Here is a 15,766-nt window from a genome sequence, read left to right on the forward strand (position 1 = left end):
TCCTTGGGGTTCCTTTCCAGATTTCAGCTTACTTGTCACTTGCCTTGCGAGACGTGCTGCGACGCGTCCGCGGTGTGGAGCGCGAAGACTTCTTCTTCGAGGTATCTTCGGTGTCGGTTTCGGTAGCTGCCTGCTTTGCCGCCTCCGCACGCGAGATCTCATCGTCGATGTCGTCAAGGTCCGCGTCCTCGACGACCGCGTTGAGCGACTCGAACACACGGTTCTTGAGCAGCGCCGTATGGACGCCGTCGGTGAGATCGTGCAGCTTCGTGAAGGCGCGCTCGAGCTTCGTGTCACGCTCGTCGTCGGAATCGTCAGAGCCCATCATGGCGATGAGCACCTGCTCGAACATCGGGGACTCGCGGTTGGCGGACACGACGTACTGGCGCAGGTTGCGCGGCTCGATGTGGAACCGGTTGAGCTCGGCGCACAAACGGATGATCTTGAAGTCGCGCCCGTCGACGAGCTCGCGGTTCTGCGGGCTGCGGACGATGCGGATGAGGTCGTTGTCGGCAAGCGCGCGGATGAACGAGATCTCGACGCCAAGCAGGTCCGGAATATCCTCGATGGGATGGAGCTTCTGCTGGGTCTCCTTCGGCTCCTGCTTCATCGGCAGGTCGGAAAGCAGGCCCACCTCGTAGGCGAGCGTCGAGAGGTCGGTTGCGCTGTCGAGCTTCTGCTTGATGACGTTCAGCGGCATGTAGCGCGTCTTCTGCAGATGCAGGATGACTTCGAGCCGGTCCACGTCTTCCTTGGAGTACTGACGATACCCCTTCGGTGTGCGGTGAGGCGTGATGAGCCCCTCGTCCTCGAGGAAGCGAATCTTCGAGTTCGAGAGGTCCGGGTATGCCCCGCGCAGGAAGTTGACGACCTGTCCGATGCTCAGGTAACTGCGTTCAGCCACCGTTACTCACCGGTTTCGATGCGCTCCGCCTGGCTCTCATGATAGATCAGCGTGAATGTGCCGATCTGCACCGAAGAGCCGTCGTGCAGCGGTGCCGAGTTGACGATGGCGCCGTCGACCCACGTGCCGTTCAGCGAGCCCAGATCCTCGATCATGACGCCGGCGGCGTTCTTGATGATCTTGGCGTGGGAGCGCGACACGGTCATGTCGTTCAGGAAGATCGCGTTCGCAGGATCGCGACCGATGGTGGTCTCGGTGCCTTCGAGCTCGAAGGTGTTGCCCGTCTGAGGCCCCTTGATGATGGTGAGGACCGGCGTGGGGTTCTTGGCGCTCTTCATGAGGTCCGGCACCGTGGCGTCGTCGACAGGCATGCGGAAGACGCACGTGGAATCTCCAGCCAGGTCGACGCCGGTAGGATTATGAAGCATATCAGTCATGGTTTCTCCCCACGTCGTGAAAGGTAATCGAACAGATAGGTCTATTCTACCCCACCGTGGGCTGTGGCGGTGTCGGGGTCGCGCACATCATCGGAGTCGTCAATTTCCGGATTGAGGAAATCGACATCCTCGTCCTCGGGATGCTGGATGGCGTGCTTGATCGCCATGGCGCCCTTTGCGGTGTACACGATGGCCGTAATCATTGAGAAGATGACGCCGCCGTACACGAAGAAGATGCCGAGCGGGACGGGCTGGCCGTTCAGTCCCGGAAGCATTGTCATGGAAGCGTCGACGAGGTGGGGGCCGTCGACGATGGGCAAACCGAGCAGCATGAGCGAGAAGCCGCTCATGAGCAGGGCGGTTGCGATCTTGCCGGTGTAGACGACATCGATCGGGCGCTTATGGAAGTGACGGACGACGAGATTGCCGCAGGCAAGATAGACGTCGCGACCGATGATGAGCGCGCAGACCCAGATGGGCAGCTCGCCGCGACCGACCAAGCCGAGGACGCCGGTGAACAGCAGGGCGCGGTCCACGACGGGGTCCATCATCTTGCCGAGCCAGCTGACGGTTTTCGTCATGCGGGCGATCTGGCCGTCCAGCCAGTCCGTGGAGGCGGCGACGGCGTAGACGGCAAGCGCGACGTAGCGGTTCTCGTTGTTGATGAAGAGGTAGAGGAACACGAATGTGAGAACGAGGCGCGTGAACGTGATGAAGTTGGAGATGGTGAAAATCTTATTCGAGGGATAGTCGGACGTGCCGATAAGCTCCTTTTTGATCTTCTTCTTGAGGTTCACGTCGCTCCCCTATTGCTCTTGCTGGCAATTTACTAGAGGAATGATACCCGATTGGACTGACGGTAACGCAAGCACCATAAAAGAATGAGCAAGTTGATGCGGCGGTACCGGGGCGGTACGGGGGAAAGCGCGCGCGTGGGGACGGTGTCGGACAGGTGATTGCTGGACTTTTGGAGCTTACATGGAGGTAAGTTCTGATATACGGATGATGGATACATAAAAAAGGCCAGCCCGAAGGCTGGCCTTGAAGCTTCTGGTCGGGACGACTGGATTCGAACCAGCGACCCCTTGACCCCCAGTCAAGTGCGCTACCAAGCTGCGCCACGTCCCGAAGCGATGCGCTGTCTCGCTGACAGCAAGGGATACTATACTCACCTCCGAATCCCGATGCAAGAGGTTTTTTCAACTTTCTTGGAAATTAGGTTATGAGCAGGGGATTCATGTGTGAGTCAATGCGACTTGATAAGTACCCGCTCGCCGTCCGGACGGCTCGCCCAGCCGCAGATCTCGTCAGCGGTGGGCATCGAGAGCGCGCGTGCTAGGGCGTGCGCGGCAGGACTACCCCGTCCCCGAAGAGGACACCCAGAGTTACCCTAGTGCGCGTGGCGCAGGGCTACGGCACGCTCCATGATGGTGTCTGCCAGATCGGTCTTGCTCATGCAGGGCAGCTCGGTGGCGCCCGTGCGGTCGATCCACCAGGCCTTGTCGGTGTCGGCACCGAAGCCCGAATCCGCGCGGCTCACGTCGTTTGCCACGATGGCGTCGCAGCCTTTGGTGGCGAGCTTGCGCTCGGCGTACGCCACGACCTCAGATGTCTCGGCGGCAAAGCCGATGACCACGCGGCCGCCCTTGGCGCGGGAGAGCTCGGCGAGGATATCGGCCGTCTCCACGAGCTCGACCGTATCGAGCGGCTCGACGGACTTCTTGAGCTTGTGGTCTGCCGGGCGCGCCGGGGTGTAGTCGGCGACGGCTGCAGCGCAGACGGCAATCGTGGCGTCGGCAAATGCGGTGCGCGCCGCATCGAGCATCTGCGCGGCAGTCTGAACCTGTATGCAGGCGACGCCCGCGGGCGGCTCGACGGAGGCGGGCCCGAGCACGAGCGTGACGTCGGCTCCCCGGCGGGAGGCGGCGCGCGCCAGGGCGGCGCCCATCTTGCCGCTCGAGCGGTTGCCGATGTAGCGCACCGGGTCGATGGGCTCCTGCGTGCCGCCTGCCGTGATGAGCACGCGCTCGCCGGCAAGTGGACCGGTCGTTCCGGCGGCGACGAGGGCGAGGTCGGCCACGCGCCACGGGTCGGGCAGGCGGCCGCCGCCAACGTCTCCGCAGGCGAGGTAGCCCGCATCGGGGGTGATCACGGTGATCCCGCGGCGCTGGAGCGTGCGGACGTTCTCCTGCGTGGCCTCGGCCTCCCACATCCCCACGTTCATGGCGGGCGCCACCACGATGGGCGCCTTCGTGGCAAGCAGCGTCGTGGACATCAGGTCATCGGCGACGCCGTGTGCCATCTTGGCGAGGATGTTCGCCGTCGCCGGCGCCACGAGCACCACATCGGCCTCCTGGGCGAGCGAGATGTGATGGATGGGGTCCTCAGGGTCATCGAACAGGCCGATCGCGACCTTCTCGTGCGTCAGGGCGCGAAACGTCGTCGGACCGACGAACTGCGCGGCGTGCTCGGTCATGAGGACCTTGACGCGCGCGCCGGCGCGCTGCAGGCACCGGACGATCTCGCAGCTCTTGTATGCGGCGATGCAGCCGGTGACGCACAGGAGCACGCACGGGCTGCCGACAGGATCGCTCACCTACTCCTCACCGTCCTCGTTCATGATAAGGATGCGGTGGCAGTAGGGGCATTCGGTGATGTCGCCGGTGGCTCGTGCGAGGTCGGACATCGAGGAGGCCTGCAGCGCCATGCGGCAGACGCTCGGCACGTTGCCCTCGAGGCGCTCGACGGCAAGCCCGCCGTGGGCCGCCGCGGCCTTCTCGTAGCGCTTGCGCAGCTGCTCAGGGATCTGCTCGAGCACGTGGGCGCGTTCGCGCTCGGCGCGCTCGATGCTCTCGGTGAGCTCTGCGGCCTTCTCGCGCGCAGCCTTCGTGTCGGCCACGAAGGCCGCCTCGAACTTGGCGGTGTAGTCGGCGAGCTGATTCTGCTTGGCGGTGATGTCGGCCAGCTGGCGCTCGTACTCGCGGCGATCGTAGGCGATCTTATCGAGCTGCTTGGCGAGGTTTGACAGCTTAAGCTCGAGCTCCTGGACGGCGCGGTAGTCGGAGGAGTCGGTGTTCTGCTGCGCGATGCGGACGTCATCGTTCGCATCCATCTCCTGCCCCTCGAGGTCCTTGAGGTAGGTCTCGATGTCCTTGCGCTGCGCATAGAGCTTCGTCGCCTCGGCCTTCAGCTTCTGGTAGGCGCGGCGCTTCTTGGCAAGCTCGGCGATCTCGGGCATGGCGTTCAGCGCGGCGCGGTTGCGCGCGAGTTCGAGGTCGAGGTCCTGCAGGTCGAGAAGAAGGGTTCCAACGCTCATGAGCGCTCCTGTTCGTTTCCGGTCGATACGGTCCACCATTGGTCCGGGTGTGTAATTCTACGCACGCACGCGGCGTCTACGCCGGCGTGGATGACGGCATTCATCAAGATAGCGCCAAACGGCTCCTCGCTGCGGTCATGGCCGAGCAGGATCGGCGGGCACCCGCGCGCGGCGAGGTCCTGGCAGACGTGGTAGCCCGCCTCGCCGCAGACGATCGCCTGGGCACCGAGCGCGATGGCGTCCTCACCGAACGACCCGAGCGATCCGCCGAGGATGCCGATGCGCCGGACGGGCGTCTCCGGTGCTCCCCAGACGCGCGGCGCGCCGCCGAAGCGATCGGCGCAATTCGCAGCGAGCTCGCCGAGCGTCACGGTGTCCGGCAGCTCGCAGATGGCGCCGAGGCCGGGGGCATCTGCGTCGTCCGGGTGCTCCAGCGACCCTGCGGACGTGCCGCCGATGAGGGCGCACAGCAGTTCGCGCGCCTCGCGGGAGCGATCGAGGTTCGTATGGAGCGAGATGACGCTCACGCCCTGCCGGGCAGCAGCGTAGATGACAGCCGAGGAGCTGGGACGCTCCGGGGCGGGCGGCGTGAAGGCATCGGGAGCCTTCAGGTAGACGGGGTGATGGGTGACGAGCACGTTCGCGCCTGCCGCCAGGGTCTCCTCGATCGAGCGGACGGTCGCATCGAGCGCGATAGCGACACCTGCGACCTCGGCATCCGGCTCTCCGACCGACAGGCCCACATGATCCCACGATTCGGCGTTCTGCCGCGGAAACGCCGCAAGCAGCGCGCGCTCCAGTTCACGTACGAGCATGACGCATCATCCCATCAGGTTCAGCAGGGTATCGGCGAAGCGGTCGAGGTCCTTCGGGTCCACGCGGTCGTCGAAGGAGATCCGCAGCGCCCCGAGCGCCCGTTCGCGCGCGATGCCCATGGCGGTCAGCACATGGCTCGCGTCGAGGCTCGCGCTCGAGCAGGCCGAGCCGCCTGAGACCTCGAAGCCGGCAGCATCGAGCTTCAAGACGAGCTCCTCGGTGTCGTGGCCGTCGACGGTGACGGAGACGATGCCGGGCAGGCGCTCGACGCTCGTCCAGTCCCCCATTGTCGCGTGGATGGCCGGGTGCACGCAGAGGCGCTCGTAGAGCCTATCGGCGAGCGTGCGGATGCGGGCGGCATCTGCGGCCACATGCGGGTGCAGCGCCTCGGCTGCCGCGGCGAGGGCGACGATGGTGCGGACGTCCTGTGTGCCGGCGCGCCTGCCCGACTCCTGGCCGCCGCCTAAGATCTGGGGGCGCAGTGGCGTGCGGCTGCGCAGGTAGAGGGCGCCCGTGCCGACGGGCCCGCCGATCTTATGGCCAGCAAGCGAGAGCGCGTCCACGCCGAGCTCATTCACATCGAAGGGGATGTGGAGGTATCCCTGGATGGCGTCGGTGTGGAAGAGGGCGCCCGCCCGACGGGCGGCGGCAGCGAGTTCGGCTATAGGCTGCACGACGCCCGTCTCATTGTTTGCGAGCATGACGGACACGAGGGCGACATCGGGTGTCAAGTGCGCCTCGAGCTCCTCGATGTCCACGATGCCCTGGGGGTTCGGCTGGAGCAGCTCCACCGTGAAGCCCTCGGCGCGCAGGGCCGGCAGGTTGTCGAGCATGGAGTCGTGTTCGATGGCGCTCACCAGCACACGCGTGCGCGCACGGTCGTGCTCCCGGGCGCCTTCGGCCATGCCCGCGAGCGCGAGGTGGTTCGCCTCGGTGCCGCCACCGGTGAAGATGACCTCGCTGGCACGCACGCGGGACCCGAGGGTGCGGGCGACGGTGCGCCGGCAGCGCTCAAGCTCGAGGGCGGTCTTGCGGCCGAGCGTATGCAGGGAGTTGGGGTTCGCGCCGGCGATGTCGGATGCGTCGTAGGCAGCCTGCGCGGCTCGCGCCTCGGGGCGCATCGGCGTCGAGGCGGCGTAGTCGAGGTTGACCGGCGTTATCTCGGTCACAGCGCGGCCCTTCCGCTTCGGATGCCCTCCGTCGCAAGCTCGCGGAGCTCGCTTACAACCTGGCCGGGGTCCTCGGCACGGAAGACCGCCGACCCTGCGACGAGCACGTCGGCTCCCGCCTCGCCGAGCTTGCGCGCGTTCGCGGTGCCGACGCCGCCGTCCACCTGGATGAGGGGATCGGCACCCACTTCGTGGCACAGGCGCTTCAGCCGGCGAAGCTTCTCGTAGGTCTCCTCGATGAAGCCCTGGCCGCCGAACCCGGGGTTCACGCTCATGATGAGGACGAGGTCGATGCGGGTGAGGACGTCCTCAAGCACATAGACCGGGGTAGCCGGGTTCAGCACGACGCCGGCGGCAAGGCCGCGGTCATGCAGGCGGTCGATGATGCGGGAAAGATCGGTCGCGGCCTCGTAGTGAACCGTGATAAGGTCGGCGCCCGCATCGGCGTACCAGTCGATCGTGTCATCGGGATTCGAGACCATCATGTGGACGTCGATGGGCAGGTCGGTCGCACGCCGCACCGCCTCCACGATCGTGGTGCCGTAGCTCAGGTTGGGGACGAAGTGCCCGTCCATGACATCGACGTGGATGTAGTCGGCGTTCGCGACCCGATCGAGATCCTCGCCGAGATGCAGAAAATCGGCGGAGAGAATGGAGGGGGAAACCTTCGCGGTGTCGAGCATCGGGGGTCAAGCCTTTCTCTTGGGGTCTCGCTAGTCGTCCATGCCGTAGAACTCTTCGGTCGGGAAGCGCTCGATGAGCTCGTTGAAGACCGTCTCCTTGGCGACGCCGCGCCACAGCACGGCCTCGAGCGCGAATGTGATCGGGGCGTCGACGCCGAGCGTGCGCGCGACATCGGCGACGCTTTTCGCCGCCGCGGCGCCCTCGACGACCATGTGGGTCTTTTTCTGGTACTCCTCCAGCGTGCCGCCGTGCGCGAGCGCCTCGCCGAACGTGCGGTTGCGCGAATGGTGCGAGGTGCAGGTGACCACGAGGTCGCCCATGCCTGCGAGGCCCATGCAGGTGATGGGGTTGCCGCCGCGCGCGTGCACCAGACGGCTGATCTCGGCGATGCCGCGCGTCATGACGAGCGCGAGCGTGTTGTCGCCGTAGCCCATGCCGACGAGGTAGCCGCACACGATGGCGATGACGTTCTTCACCGCCGAGCACATCTCCACGCCCACGAGGTCCTCGCCCACGTAGATGCGGAAATGGCCGGAGAGTAGCACGCCCTTGAAGAACTCGGCTACGGCCGTGTCCTCGGCGGCGATGACCGCAGCGGAGAGGCACCCACGGCAGACCTCCTCGGCGTGGTTGGGGCCGGCGAGCACCGCGATGCGCGACGTGTTGCCGATGCAGTCGGCCACGAGCTCGCTCATGAGGAAGCCCGTCTTCTCCTCAATGCCCTTCGTGAGGGTGAGCACGGGGGTCTTGGGGTCGATGTAGGGCGCCGCCCCCTCGAGCACCGAGCGCAAAAAGGCCGACGGCACGGCCAAGATGATGCCGTCGGTGCCGGCCATGGCCTCCTCGTAGGACGCCGTCGCGCAGACGTTGTCGGGCAGCGTGTAGTCGGTCAGGTAGAGGTTGTTGCGGTGATGCTCGTTGATGCCGTCGACCGCCTCGCCGCCGAACGACCAGATGCACACCTCGTCGACGTGGGCGGCAGCCTGGCCTGCGATGGCCGTGCCCCAAGAGCCCGAGCCGATGACCGTGATCTTCATGGACAACTCCCCTATTTGCTCGTGTCGCCGGAGCTCTTCTTGAACGAGAGCTTGTTCTCGTTGCCGGCGAGCAGTTTTCTGATGTTGCCGCGGTGCGCCCACACGACCGTCCAGCCGAGGAGCGCCCAGATGGCGAGCGAGGCGAAGGTCATGTTCGGGAAGGCGATGTACATGGTCAGAGGCACGACGGCGGCGGTGACGATAGAGCCCACCGACACATACTTCGTGATGGCGACGAGCACGATGAAGATGGCGAGGTGCACGAGCGCCAGCGGCCAGAAGTAGCCGAACAGGATACCGACGCCGGTGGCGATGCCCTTGCCGCCGTGGAACTTCAGATACGGGCTGAAGATATGACCGTAGAGGCAGGCGAGGGCGACGAGCGAGATGACCCAGTCAAGCGCCTCGGCAGGCTGGATAAGGTACGCCGCAGGTCCGAGCGCGCCCGCGATGACCAGGCGCGAGACGTTGATGCACACGACGCCCTTCAGCACGTCGAACAGCAAAGTGGGCGCGGCGACCTTCGGCCCGGCAACGCGCAGTGCGTTCGTCGTGCCGATGTTGCCCGAGCCGGACTTGCGGATGTCGACATGGCCCATAAGGCGGCCGAGGATCAGCCCGAACGGGATGCCGCAGATGAGGTAGGAGGCGACCATGCACGCGATGAGCTGCGGCCAGTAGGAGATCGGCTCCATTACCTATCACCCTTGTCGTCGCGCTGTTCCTTCTTGCGGAAGCGCAGGCGGATGGGCGTGCCCTTGAAGCCGTACGCATCGCGCATGCGGTTCTCGATGTAGCGGCGGTAGGAGTCGCTCACGAGGTCGACATGGTTTACGAAGAAGGTGAACGTCGGCGGCTTCGTGCCGGTCTGGGTGACGTAGTGCATGCGCAGGCGGCGCTTGCCGTCGACGACGGTGTGGCCGAACTCGCGCATGTCGGTGAGCAGCTTGTTGAGCGCGGAGGTCGACACGCGGGCCGCGCGCGCGTCCGCGGCGGCATCCACGAGCGCCCAGATCTTCTCGATGGAACGGCCGGTGAGCGCCGAGATGCGCAGGACGGGAGCCCACGGCGCGAGCGTCATGCGCCGCGCGACCGTCTCCATGACGTGCTCGCGCGTCTGGTCGTCGGTCAGAAGGTCCCACTTGTTGAGCAGGATGACGAGGGCGCAGCCGCGCTCGATGGCCAGGTTCGCGACCTTCTGGTCCTGCTCGGTCATGCCGACCGAGGAGTCCACGACGAGCAGGGCCACGTCGGAGCGGTCGATGGCACGCAGACCGCGCACCATCGAGTAGTACTCGATGTTCTCGTAGACGGTGCTCTTCTTGCGGATGCCCGCCGTGTCGACCATGCGGTAGCGCTTGCCGGCGTGCTCGACGACCGTGTCGATGGCGTCGCGCGTCGTGCCGGCCACGTCGGAGACGATGGAGCGCTGCGAGCCGATCATCTTGTTGAACAGCGAGCTCTTGCCGGCGTTCGGGCGCCCGATGATGGCGATGGAGAGCGTTCCGTCGTCGGGCGTCTCGTCCTCAAGCTCGCTCTCGTCGGGGAACAGCGCGACGACCTCGTCGAGCAGATCACCCGTACCATGGCCGTGCAGGGCGGAGATGGGTAGCGGGTCGCCCACGCCGAGGGAGTAGAACTCCCAGAGGCGCTCTTCCTCGCGGTCGGGGTTGTCGAGCTTGTTCACGAGTAAGAAGACCGGCTTGTGGACGCGCTTGAGCATGCGCGCGACGGACTCGTCCTCCTCGGTGACGCCGACGGTGCCGTCGACGACGAACAGGATCGCGCAGGCCTCCTCGGCGGCGGCGAGCGCCTGGTCGCGGATGGGGGCGGCGAAGACGTCCTCGCTCTTCATGGGCTCGATGCCGCCGGTGTCGACGAGCGTGAACTCGCGGCCGTTCCATTCGGCGTCGTAGTACGAGCGGTCGCGGGTCACGCCGCGGCTCTGGTGGACGATGGCGTCCTGCGTCTGGGCTAGTCGGTTGACAAGCGTCGATTTGCCGACATTCGGGCGTCCGACAATCGCAACGACAGGTTTCATAGCTCTCTGCTCCTAGATAGATCGGGCTGGCCTCTCTGCAAGACCGAGCGTACTCTCGAGGGCACCGATGAGCTCATGGGGCATGGTCGAGGCGACATGCACCTCGGCACCACGACGTATGAGCTCATGCTCTATATCATTACGATAATACTCGTCGAGCGTCATTCCGTCTGCGTTGAACATCACGTTGGGAATAAAGAGCATAACGCCCGCGAGGTCCTCCGGCAGCTGGTCGAGCAGGTCGCAGCCGCAGATAAGACCGGTCACGTCGACGTTGCCGCCGAAGTAGCGGTTCTCGATCGCGATGACGGAGCCGCCGAGTGCGGGGTGGGCGACCAGGCGGGCGACCGTAGGCGCGGCCGAGGTGCCGGATACGGCGACCAGGCGCATCGAGTGCGCTGCCAGGGCGCTTTTGATGGCGGCGAGGCGCTTTGGGTTTGCGGTCAGGGTGTCCGTGTCGTCGATATAGCTCCTGATCATGCCGATGCCGTCGTAGTACTGCGGGTACCCGTCGTACCATGCGGCGGGTGGCACCTCAACATGCGCGTCGAGGTAGAACTCGTCCGACATCTGGAACGTGTGGCGGCCGAAGCGCGCGTAGGCGCGCTCCTGGTAGGGCCGCACCTGCTCGATGACGGCGCGAGCCGCCGCGGGGTCGTCGGAAAACGAGCGGGAGAAGCGCTTCTGGTGCTTCGTGAAGCCGAGCGGCACGATGCCGAGGCTCGTGATCTGGGGATGGTCCTCACAGTAGGCGAGCGTGCGGTCGAGCTCCTCGCCGTCGTTGATGCCCGGGCAGAGCACGATCTGCGCATGTATCTCGATGTCGGCGGCCATGAGCCGCTCGAGCACCTCGAGGCCGCGTGCGGCGTTTCTCCCCATGATGGCGCGGCGCACCTCGGGCGTGATGGCGTGGAGCGACACGTTCATGGGCGACAGCGCGCGGTCGATGACGTTGCGCACATCCTCGTCGCTCATGTTCGTGAGCGTGACGAAGTTGCCCTGCAGAAACGACAGGCGGTAGTCGTCGTCGCGGATGGAGAGCGTATCGCGGCTGTTCTTCGGCAGCATCGTCATGAAGCAGAACACGCAGGCGTTCACGCAGGTGCGCATGCCATCGAACACGGCGCCGTCGAACTCGATGCCCCAGTCCTCGCCCTCGAAGCGCTCGAGGGTGCACGGGCAGGTCGTGTCGTCTCGGGGGTCGAAGACGGTGAGGTCGACGGTGTCCTCGTCGGTCTCCCACATCCACACGATCATGTCGGTGAGCGGCTCGCCGTTCACCGTGAGGACGCGCATGCCCGGCTCGATGCCCGCGTCGTCGGCGGGAGACTCCGGGATGACGGCCGCGACGCGCGCCCCCCGCTCATCCGGGTGGCGCGACGGCGCGTAGTCGGCATGGGCGCCCGCATAGCTGGCGATGGTGGGAAGGCCGCCACGGGCGCACTCGTCGTCCCGCTCCCCTGCGGGCGCGGTCGTGGGGATGTCCCTTCTGGGATCGAGGGCCTCGATCGGCGTGGTGCTAGCGCACATCGTCCGCCCCTCCCGTCAGCTCGCGGATGCGCGCGACGGCGCGCTCGATATGCGCGGCCGGGGTCGACGCGCCGGCCGTGACGCCGATGAGCACGGCGCCCGCGAACCAGGCTGCGTCAAGCTCGCTCGCATCTTCGATATGGTGGGTCGCCGCGCAGCGCGCGCTGCAGATCTCGGCCAGGCGGCGGGTGTTGCCGGAGTTCTTGCCGCCGACGACGACCATGACGTCGGCGCGGCCGGCGAGCGCGGCCGCCGATGCCTGGCGCTCCTGGGTGGCAGAGCAGATGGTGTTCACGACGTGGACCTCGTCGACGCGCGTCAGAAGGGCGCTCACCACCGCGGCGAGCGCGGCCTGCGTCTGGGTCGTCTGGACGACGACGCCCACGCGGCGCTCGAGCTCGAGCGTCGCCAGGTCATCAGGCGTGCTCACGACAAGGGCGCGCCCGTCGGCATGCCCCATGATGCCCTCGACCTCGGGGTGGCCGCTCTCCCCCACCACGATGAGCTGGTAACCCTGGTCCACGAGGCGCTCGGCGGCCTTGTGGACGCGCTTCACGTAGGGGCAGGTGGCGTCGATCACCGCAAGGCCGCGCCGGCGCGCCTCGTCGATGACGGCGGGCACGACGCCGTGCGCGCGGATGATGACCGAACCGGCGGGAGCCTCGTCGAGCGTGTCGGCAAGGCCCACACCGGCCTCACCGAGCTCGCGGACAACGAGCGGGTTGTGGATGAGGGGGCCGAGCGTCTGGACGGGAGCCGGGGCGCTCGCGGCGGCCTCGTGCGCCATGGACAGGGCGCGCTCGACGCCGTAGCAGACGCCGGCGTGCGCGGCGACCTCGATGATGGGTGCACTCGGCATGGGCTAGAACCTCCCGGGGTGCTCGCGACGCAGCTCGTCGCGGATCGCGTACATGCGGCGGGTCGCCTCGTCTTCGACCCATTGGGTCTTCTCGCGACGCTTGAGTTCGCTCGGCGCGTCTTCGGTGCGCACGGCCTCGCCGAAGCGCATCCAGCACTTCAGGGGGCGCATGAGGTGGTGACCGCTCGGCGTGATGTCGCGGAAGCCGCAGACGGCCATGGGGAGGACCGGGGCCTTGCCCATCTGCGCGATGATGGCGAAGCCGCCGTGGACCTCGACGGGCTGGTCGTCGGTGCGGATGCGCGTGCCCTCGGGGAAGATGAGGATGTCCTCGCCGCGGCCGAGGGCGTGACTCGCACGGCGCAGCGACTTCATGTCGGCCGTGCCGCGGTCCACCGGGATGCCGCCCACGCGGGCGAAGAACCACCGGACGATGCCGGTCTTGTTGAACTCGGACTTGAAGATGGGGCGCACGCGGCGGCCGCGGCGCCATAGGAGCACGACGATGGCGACGACTTCGGCCATGGAGGTGTGGTTGGAGATGATGACGCAGCCGGTGTCGTCCGTGCGGTCGAGAATCTTTTCGATGTTATCGAACGAACAGCGCCACATGACCTTCGTGAACGCGTAGAGGATGCCGAGGATGACGGCGTAGCCCGCGCGCACGGCCACGGGGTAGTCGCGCATGCCGTTGTCGTAGTAATCCTCTGCGGTGGATGAGAAGAACTTCATCTACGCGTCCCTCCTGGCGTCAGCGAGCGCGCCGATGCGCTCGACGATCTCGTCGATCGAGTGGGTGGTGGAATCGATGCGCACGGCGTCGTCGGCGGCGCGCAGGGGCGCGCAGGCGCGCTGGGCGTCGAGCTCGTCGCGGCGGCGCAGGTCGGCAAGGGTCTCTTCGACCTCGCGGGCAAGCGCGTCCGCATCGGGCGCGCCCTCCGGGTGGCGCTGGAGCACGCGCCGGCGCGCGCGCTCGGCGGGGTCGGCCGTGAGGAAGACCTTGAGCTCGGCGTCGGGGAACACCACGGTGCCGATGTCGCGCCCCTCGGCGACGACGTCGCGGCCGGCGGCGAAGGCGCGCTGGCAGCCGAGCATGGCCTCGCGGACGCTCGGGTAGGCCGACACCTTCGAGACGATGCGGTCGGTTGCCGGCGTGCGGATCTCGCGCGTGACGTCGACGCCGTCGGCGAGCACGTGCATGCGGTCGGGCCGCTTTTCGAAGCGGATGTCGAGCGCGCGGGCGACATCCCCCACGGCCCCCTCGTCATCCAGGTCGACGCCGCGCGAGGCGCTCACATGGGCGACGGTGCGGTACATGGCGCCCGTGTCGAGCTTCGTGAAGCCGAAGCGCCGCGCGAGCTCGTCGGCGATGGTCGATTTGCCCGAGCCCGCCGGCCCGTCGATGGCGATGATCATGCGCGATTCCTCCTGTTGGTGGTGGGTTTTGATTGTGCGGCGCGTTCGGCCGAGACGCGTGCCAGGGCCTCCGATTCGGCGGGCGTGAGCAGGCGCCAGCGCCCGCGCTCGACGCCGGCGAGCGAAAGCGGCCCGAAGTCGGAGCGGTGCAGGGCGAGCACCGGGTGGTGGATGCGGCCGAGCATGCGCTTCACCTGGTTCTTGCGGCCCTCGCGGATGATGACCTCGACGGCGGTCTCGAAGTCCCCGAGACCGTGCGGCGCGACCTGTTGGGCCTCGCGTGCGGAGAGGATGCGGCAGCGCGCGGGTTGGCACGGCCCGTCGTCGAGCATGATGCCGGCGCGCAGCGGCTCGAGCTCCCGGTCGCGGACGCGCCCGTCGACGAGCGCCACGTAGCGCTTGCTCACATGCATCGAAGGGTGGAGCAGCCGTTGGCCCAGGTCGCCGTCGGTCGTGAAGAGCAGAAGGCCGGTGGTGTCCATGTCGAGGCGGCCGACCGGGTAGAGCCCGGGGTAGCGCTCGGTCGGCACGAGGGACGCCACGCAGGGCCTGCCCTGAGGATCCCTCATGGTCGTGAGATAGCCTGCGGGCTTGTTGAGCATGATGTGCACTGGGGCGCTCCCGAGCTCGACGCGGCGCCCGTCGACCTCCACGATGTCGTGCGCGGGGTCGACCTTGCTGCCGAGCTCGCTGACGACGGTGCCGTTCACGCGCACGCGCCCGGCGGTCATGAGGTCCTCCGAGCCGCGCCGGCTCGCCACGCCCGCGCGCGCGAGGAAGCGCTGCAGGCGCATGGGAACGATCAGCTCCCCGGTTAGGGGATCTTCCGGTGGCATGGGTCTACTCATCGAACTCCTCATCCGTCGCGTTGCCGATGATCATGAGGTCGGCATCCGGATCGTCGTCTTCGCCATCGGCGAGCAGGTCGCGCTCCTCCTCCAACTCCTCGTCGGTCTCCTCGAGCGTGCTTTCGATGGAGCGGCCCGAGAGGCGCTCGCGGATGAACTGGCGCGTGCGCTCGTCGGGGGCGAACTGCTCGAGGTCGGGTAGATCGCGGATGCTGCGCAGGCCGAACTTCTCGAGGAAGACGGTCGTCGTGCCGTAGATGATGGCCTGCCCGCGCTGGGGGTCGCGCCCCATCTCGCGGACAAGGCCCTTGTCGACGAGCGATGAGATGACGCCATCGGAGTTCACGCCGCGGATGCCCTTCACCTTCTCGCGGGTCACCGGCTGGTGGTAGGCGATGACGGCGAGCGTCTCCAGGGCCGCCTGGCTGAGCTTCTGGGTGTCCCAGGAGAGCACGAACCGCTCCACCTGCTCATGGAAGGCGGGGTGCGTGAAGAGGCGCCAGCCGCCGGCAACCTCGCGCAGCTGGAAGCCGCGGTTGCGCTCCTCGTATTCGACCTTGAGCTCGGCGAGCAGCGAGGCCACCTCGCCCGGCGCGACGTTCAGAACGCTGGCGAGCGCGCTGGCGCTGACCGGGTCGCTCGAGACGAGCAGCAGCGCCTCCAGGGCGCCTTTGAGCGACGAGGGGTCGAGGGTCTCCAGGTCTTCCAT

General features: G+C 66.8%; 17 protein-coding genes and 1 tRNA gene. All 18 read right to left on the reverse strand.

Going from position 1 to position 15,766, the window contains the following annotated elements; translation table 11 throughout:
- Window positions 1–28: 28 nt before the first annotated feature.
- Window positions 29–904, reverse strand: coding sequence for a MerR family transcriptional regulator (locus H6A21_RS02950; protein WP_428840753.1), 876 nt, complete (start codon window positions 902–904; stop codon window positions 29–31).
- Between the two features lie 2 nt (window positions 905–906).
- Window positions 907–1,341: an FHA domain-containing protein gene (locus H6A21_RS02955; protein ID WP_204560097.1), complete on the reverse strand. Its 435-nt coding sequence runs from the start codon at window positions 1,339–1,341 to the stop codon at window positions 907–909.
- Between the two features lie 41 nt (window positions 1,342–1,382).
- Window positions 1,383–2,138, reverse strand: coding sequence for a CDP-alcohol phosphatidyltransferase family protein (locus tag H6A21_RS02960; RefSeq protein ID WP_204560098.1), 756 nt, complete (start codon window positions 2,136–2,138; stop codon window positions 1,383–1,385).
- Window positions 2,139–2,392: 254 nt separating this feature from the next.
- Window positions 2,393–2,469: transfer RNA gene (locus H6A21_RS02965), tRNA-Pro, on the reverse strand.
- A gap of 262 nt (window positions 2,470–2,731) precedes the next feature.
- Window positions 2,732–3,937 carry a bifunctional phosphopantothenoylcysteine decarboxylase/phosphopantothenate--cysteine ligase CoaBC gene (gene coaBC, locus H6A21_RS02970; protein WP_204560099.1) on the reverse strand — a complete coding sequence of 402 codons (1,206 nt, stop codon included), beginning with the start codon at window positions 3,935–3,937 and terminating at the stop codon, window positions 2,732–2,734.
- A complete protein-coding gene (locus tag H6A21_RS02975) occupies window positions 3,938–4,657 on the reverse strand; it encodes a zinc ribbon domain-containing protein (RefSeq protein WP_204560100.1) in 720 nt (239 codons plus the stop codon). It lies immediately after the preceding gene.
- Window positions 4,654–5,472 (reverse strand): Nif3-like dinuclear metal center hexameric protein, encoded by an 819-nt coding sequence (locus H6A21_RS02980; protein ID WP_204560101.1) that lies wholly within the window; start codon window positions 5,470–5,472, stop codon window positions 4,654–4,656. Before H6A21_RS02980 ends, H6A21_RS02975 begins: the two co-directional genes overlap by 4 nt.
- A gap of 6 nt (window positions 5,473–5,478) precedes the next feature.
- Window positions 5,479–6,642, reverse strand: coding sequence for a cysteine desulfurase family protein (locus tag H6A21_RS02985; protein WP_428840754.1), 1,164 nt, complete (start codon window positions 6,640–6,642; stop codon window positions 5,479–5,481).
- Window positions 6,639–7,325, reverse strand: coding sequence for a ribulose-phosphate 3-epimerase (gene rpe, locus H6A21_RS02990; protein ID WP_204560102.1), 687 nt, complete (start codon window positions 7,323–7,325; stop codon window positions 6,639–6,641). The genes H6A21_RS02985 and rpe overlap by 4 nt, the downstream gene beginning before the upstream one ends.
- A 30-nt stretch (window positions 7,326–7,355) precedes the next feature.
- Window positions 7,356–8,363: an NAD(P)H-dependent glycerol-3-phosphate dehydrogenase gene (locus tag H6A21_RS02995; RefSeq protein ID WP_204560103.1), complete on the reverse strand. Its 1,008-nt coding sequence runs from the start codon at window positions 8,361–8,363 to the stop codon at window positions 7,356–7,358.
- An 11-nt stretch (window positions 8,364–8,374) separates the two neighbouring features.
- Window positions 8,375–9,058 carry a glycerol-3-phosphate 1-O-acyltransferase PlsY gene (plsY, locus tag H6A21_RS03000; protein WP_204560104.1) on the reverse strand — a complete coding sequence of 228 codons (684 nt, stop codon included), beginning with the start codon at window positions 9,056–9,058 and terminating at the stop codon, window positions 8,375–8,377.
- Entirely contained in the window at window positions 9,058–10,404 is a 1,347-nt protein-coding gene (gene der / locus H6A21_RS03005; protein ID WP_204560105.1) for a ribosome biogenesis GTPase Der, read from the reverse strand. Before der ends, plsY begins: the two co-directional genes overlap by 1 nt.
- A 12-nt stretch (window positions 10,405–10,416) precedes the next feature.
- Window positions 10,417–11,934 (reverse strand): DUF512 domain-containing protein, encoded by a 1,518-nt coding sequence (locus H6A21_RS03010; protein WP_204560106.1) that lies wholly within the window; start codon window positions 11,932–11,934, stop codon window positions 10,417–10,419.
- Window positions 11,924–12,793 carry a 4-hydroxy-3-methylbut-2-enyl diphosphate reductase gene (locus tag H6A21_RS03015; protein ID WP_204560107.1) on the reverse strand — a complete coding sequence of 290 codons (870 nt, stop codon included), beginning with the start codon at window positions 12,791–12,793 and terminating at the stop codon, window positions 11,924–11,926. The genes H6A21_RS03010 and H6A21_RS03015 overlap by 11 nt, the downstream gene beginning before the upstream one ends.
- A 3-nt stretch (window positions 12,794–12,796) precedes the next feature.
- A complete protein-coding gene (locus H6A21_RS10900; protein ID WP_239462597.1) occupies window positions 12,797–13,525 on the reverse strand; it encodes a lysophospholipid acyltransferase family protein in 729 nt (242 codons plus the stop codon).
- Complete coding sequence (cmk, locus tag H6A21_RS10905) at window positions 13,526–14,209, reverse strand: (d)CMP kinase (RefSeq protein WP_239462598.1); 684 nt, start codon at window positions 14,207–14,209, stop codon at window positions 13,526–13,528.
- Window positions 14,206–15,057, reverse strand: coding sequence for a pseudouridine synthase (locus tag H6A21_RS03025; RefSeq protein ID WP_239462599.1), 852 nt, complete (start codon window positions 15,055–15,057; stop codon window positions 14,206–14,208). The genes cmk and H6A21_RS03025 overlap by 4 nt, the downstream gene beginning before the upstream one ends.
- Window positions 15,050–15,766, reverse strand: coding sequence for an SMC-Scp complex subunit ScpB (gene scpB / locus H6A21_RS03030; RefSeq protein WP_204560108.1), 717 nt, complete (start codon window positions 15,764–15,766; stop codon window positions 15,050–15,052). Before scpB ends, H6A21_RS03025 begins: the two co-directional genes overlap by 8 nt.

The sequence above is a fragment of the Collinsella tanakaei genome, assembly GCF_016902615.1.
In the GTDB taxonomy this organism is placed as follows: domain Bacteria; phylum Actinomycetota; class Coriobacteriia; order Coriobacteriales; family Coriobacteriaceae; genus Collinsella; species Collinsella tanakaei_A.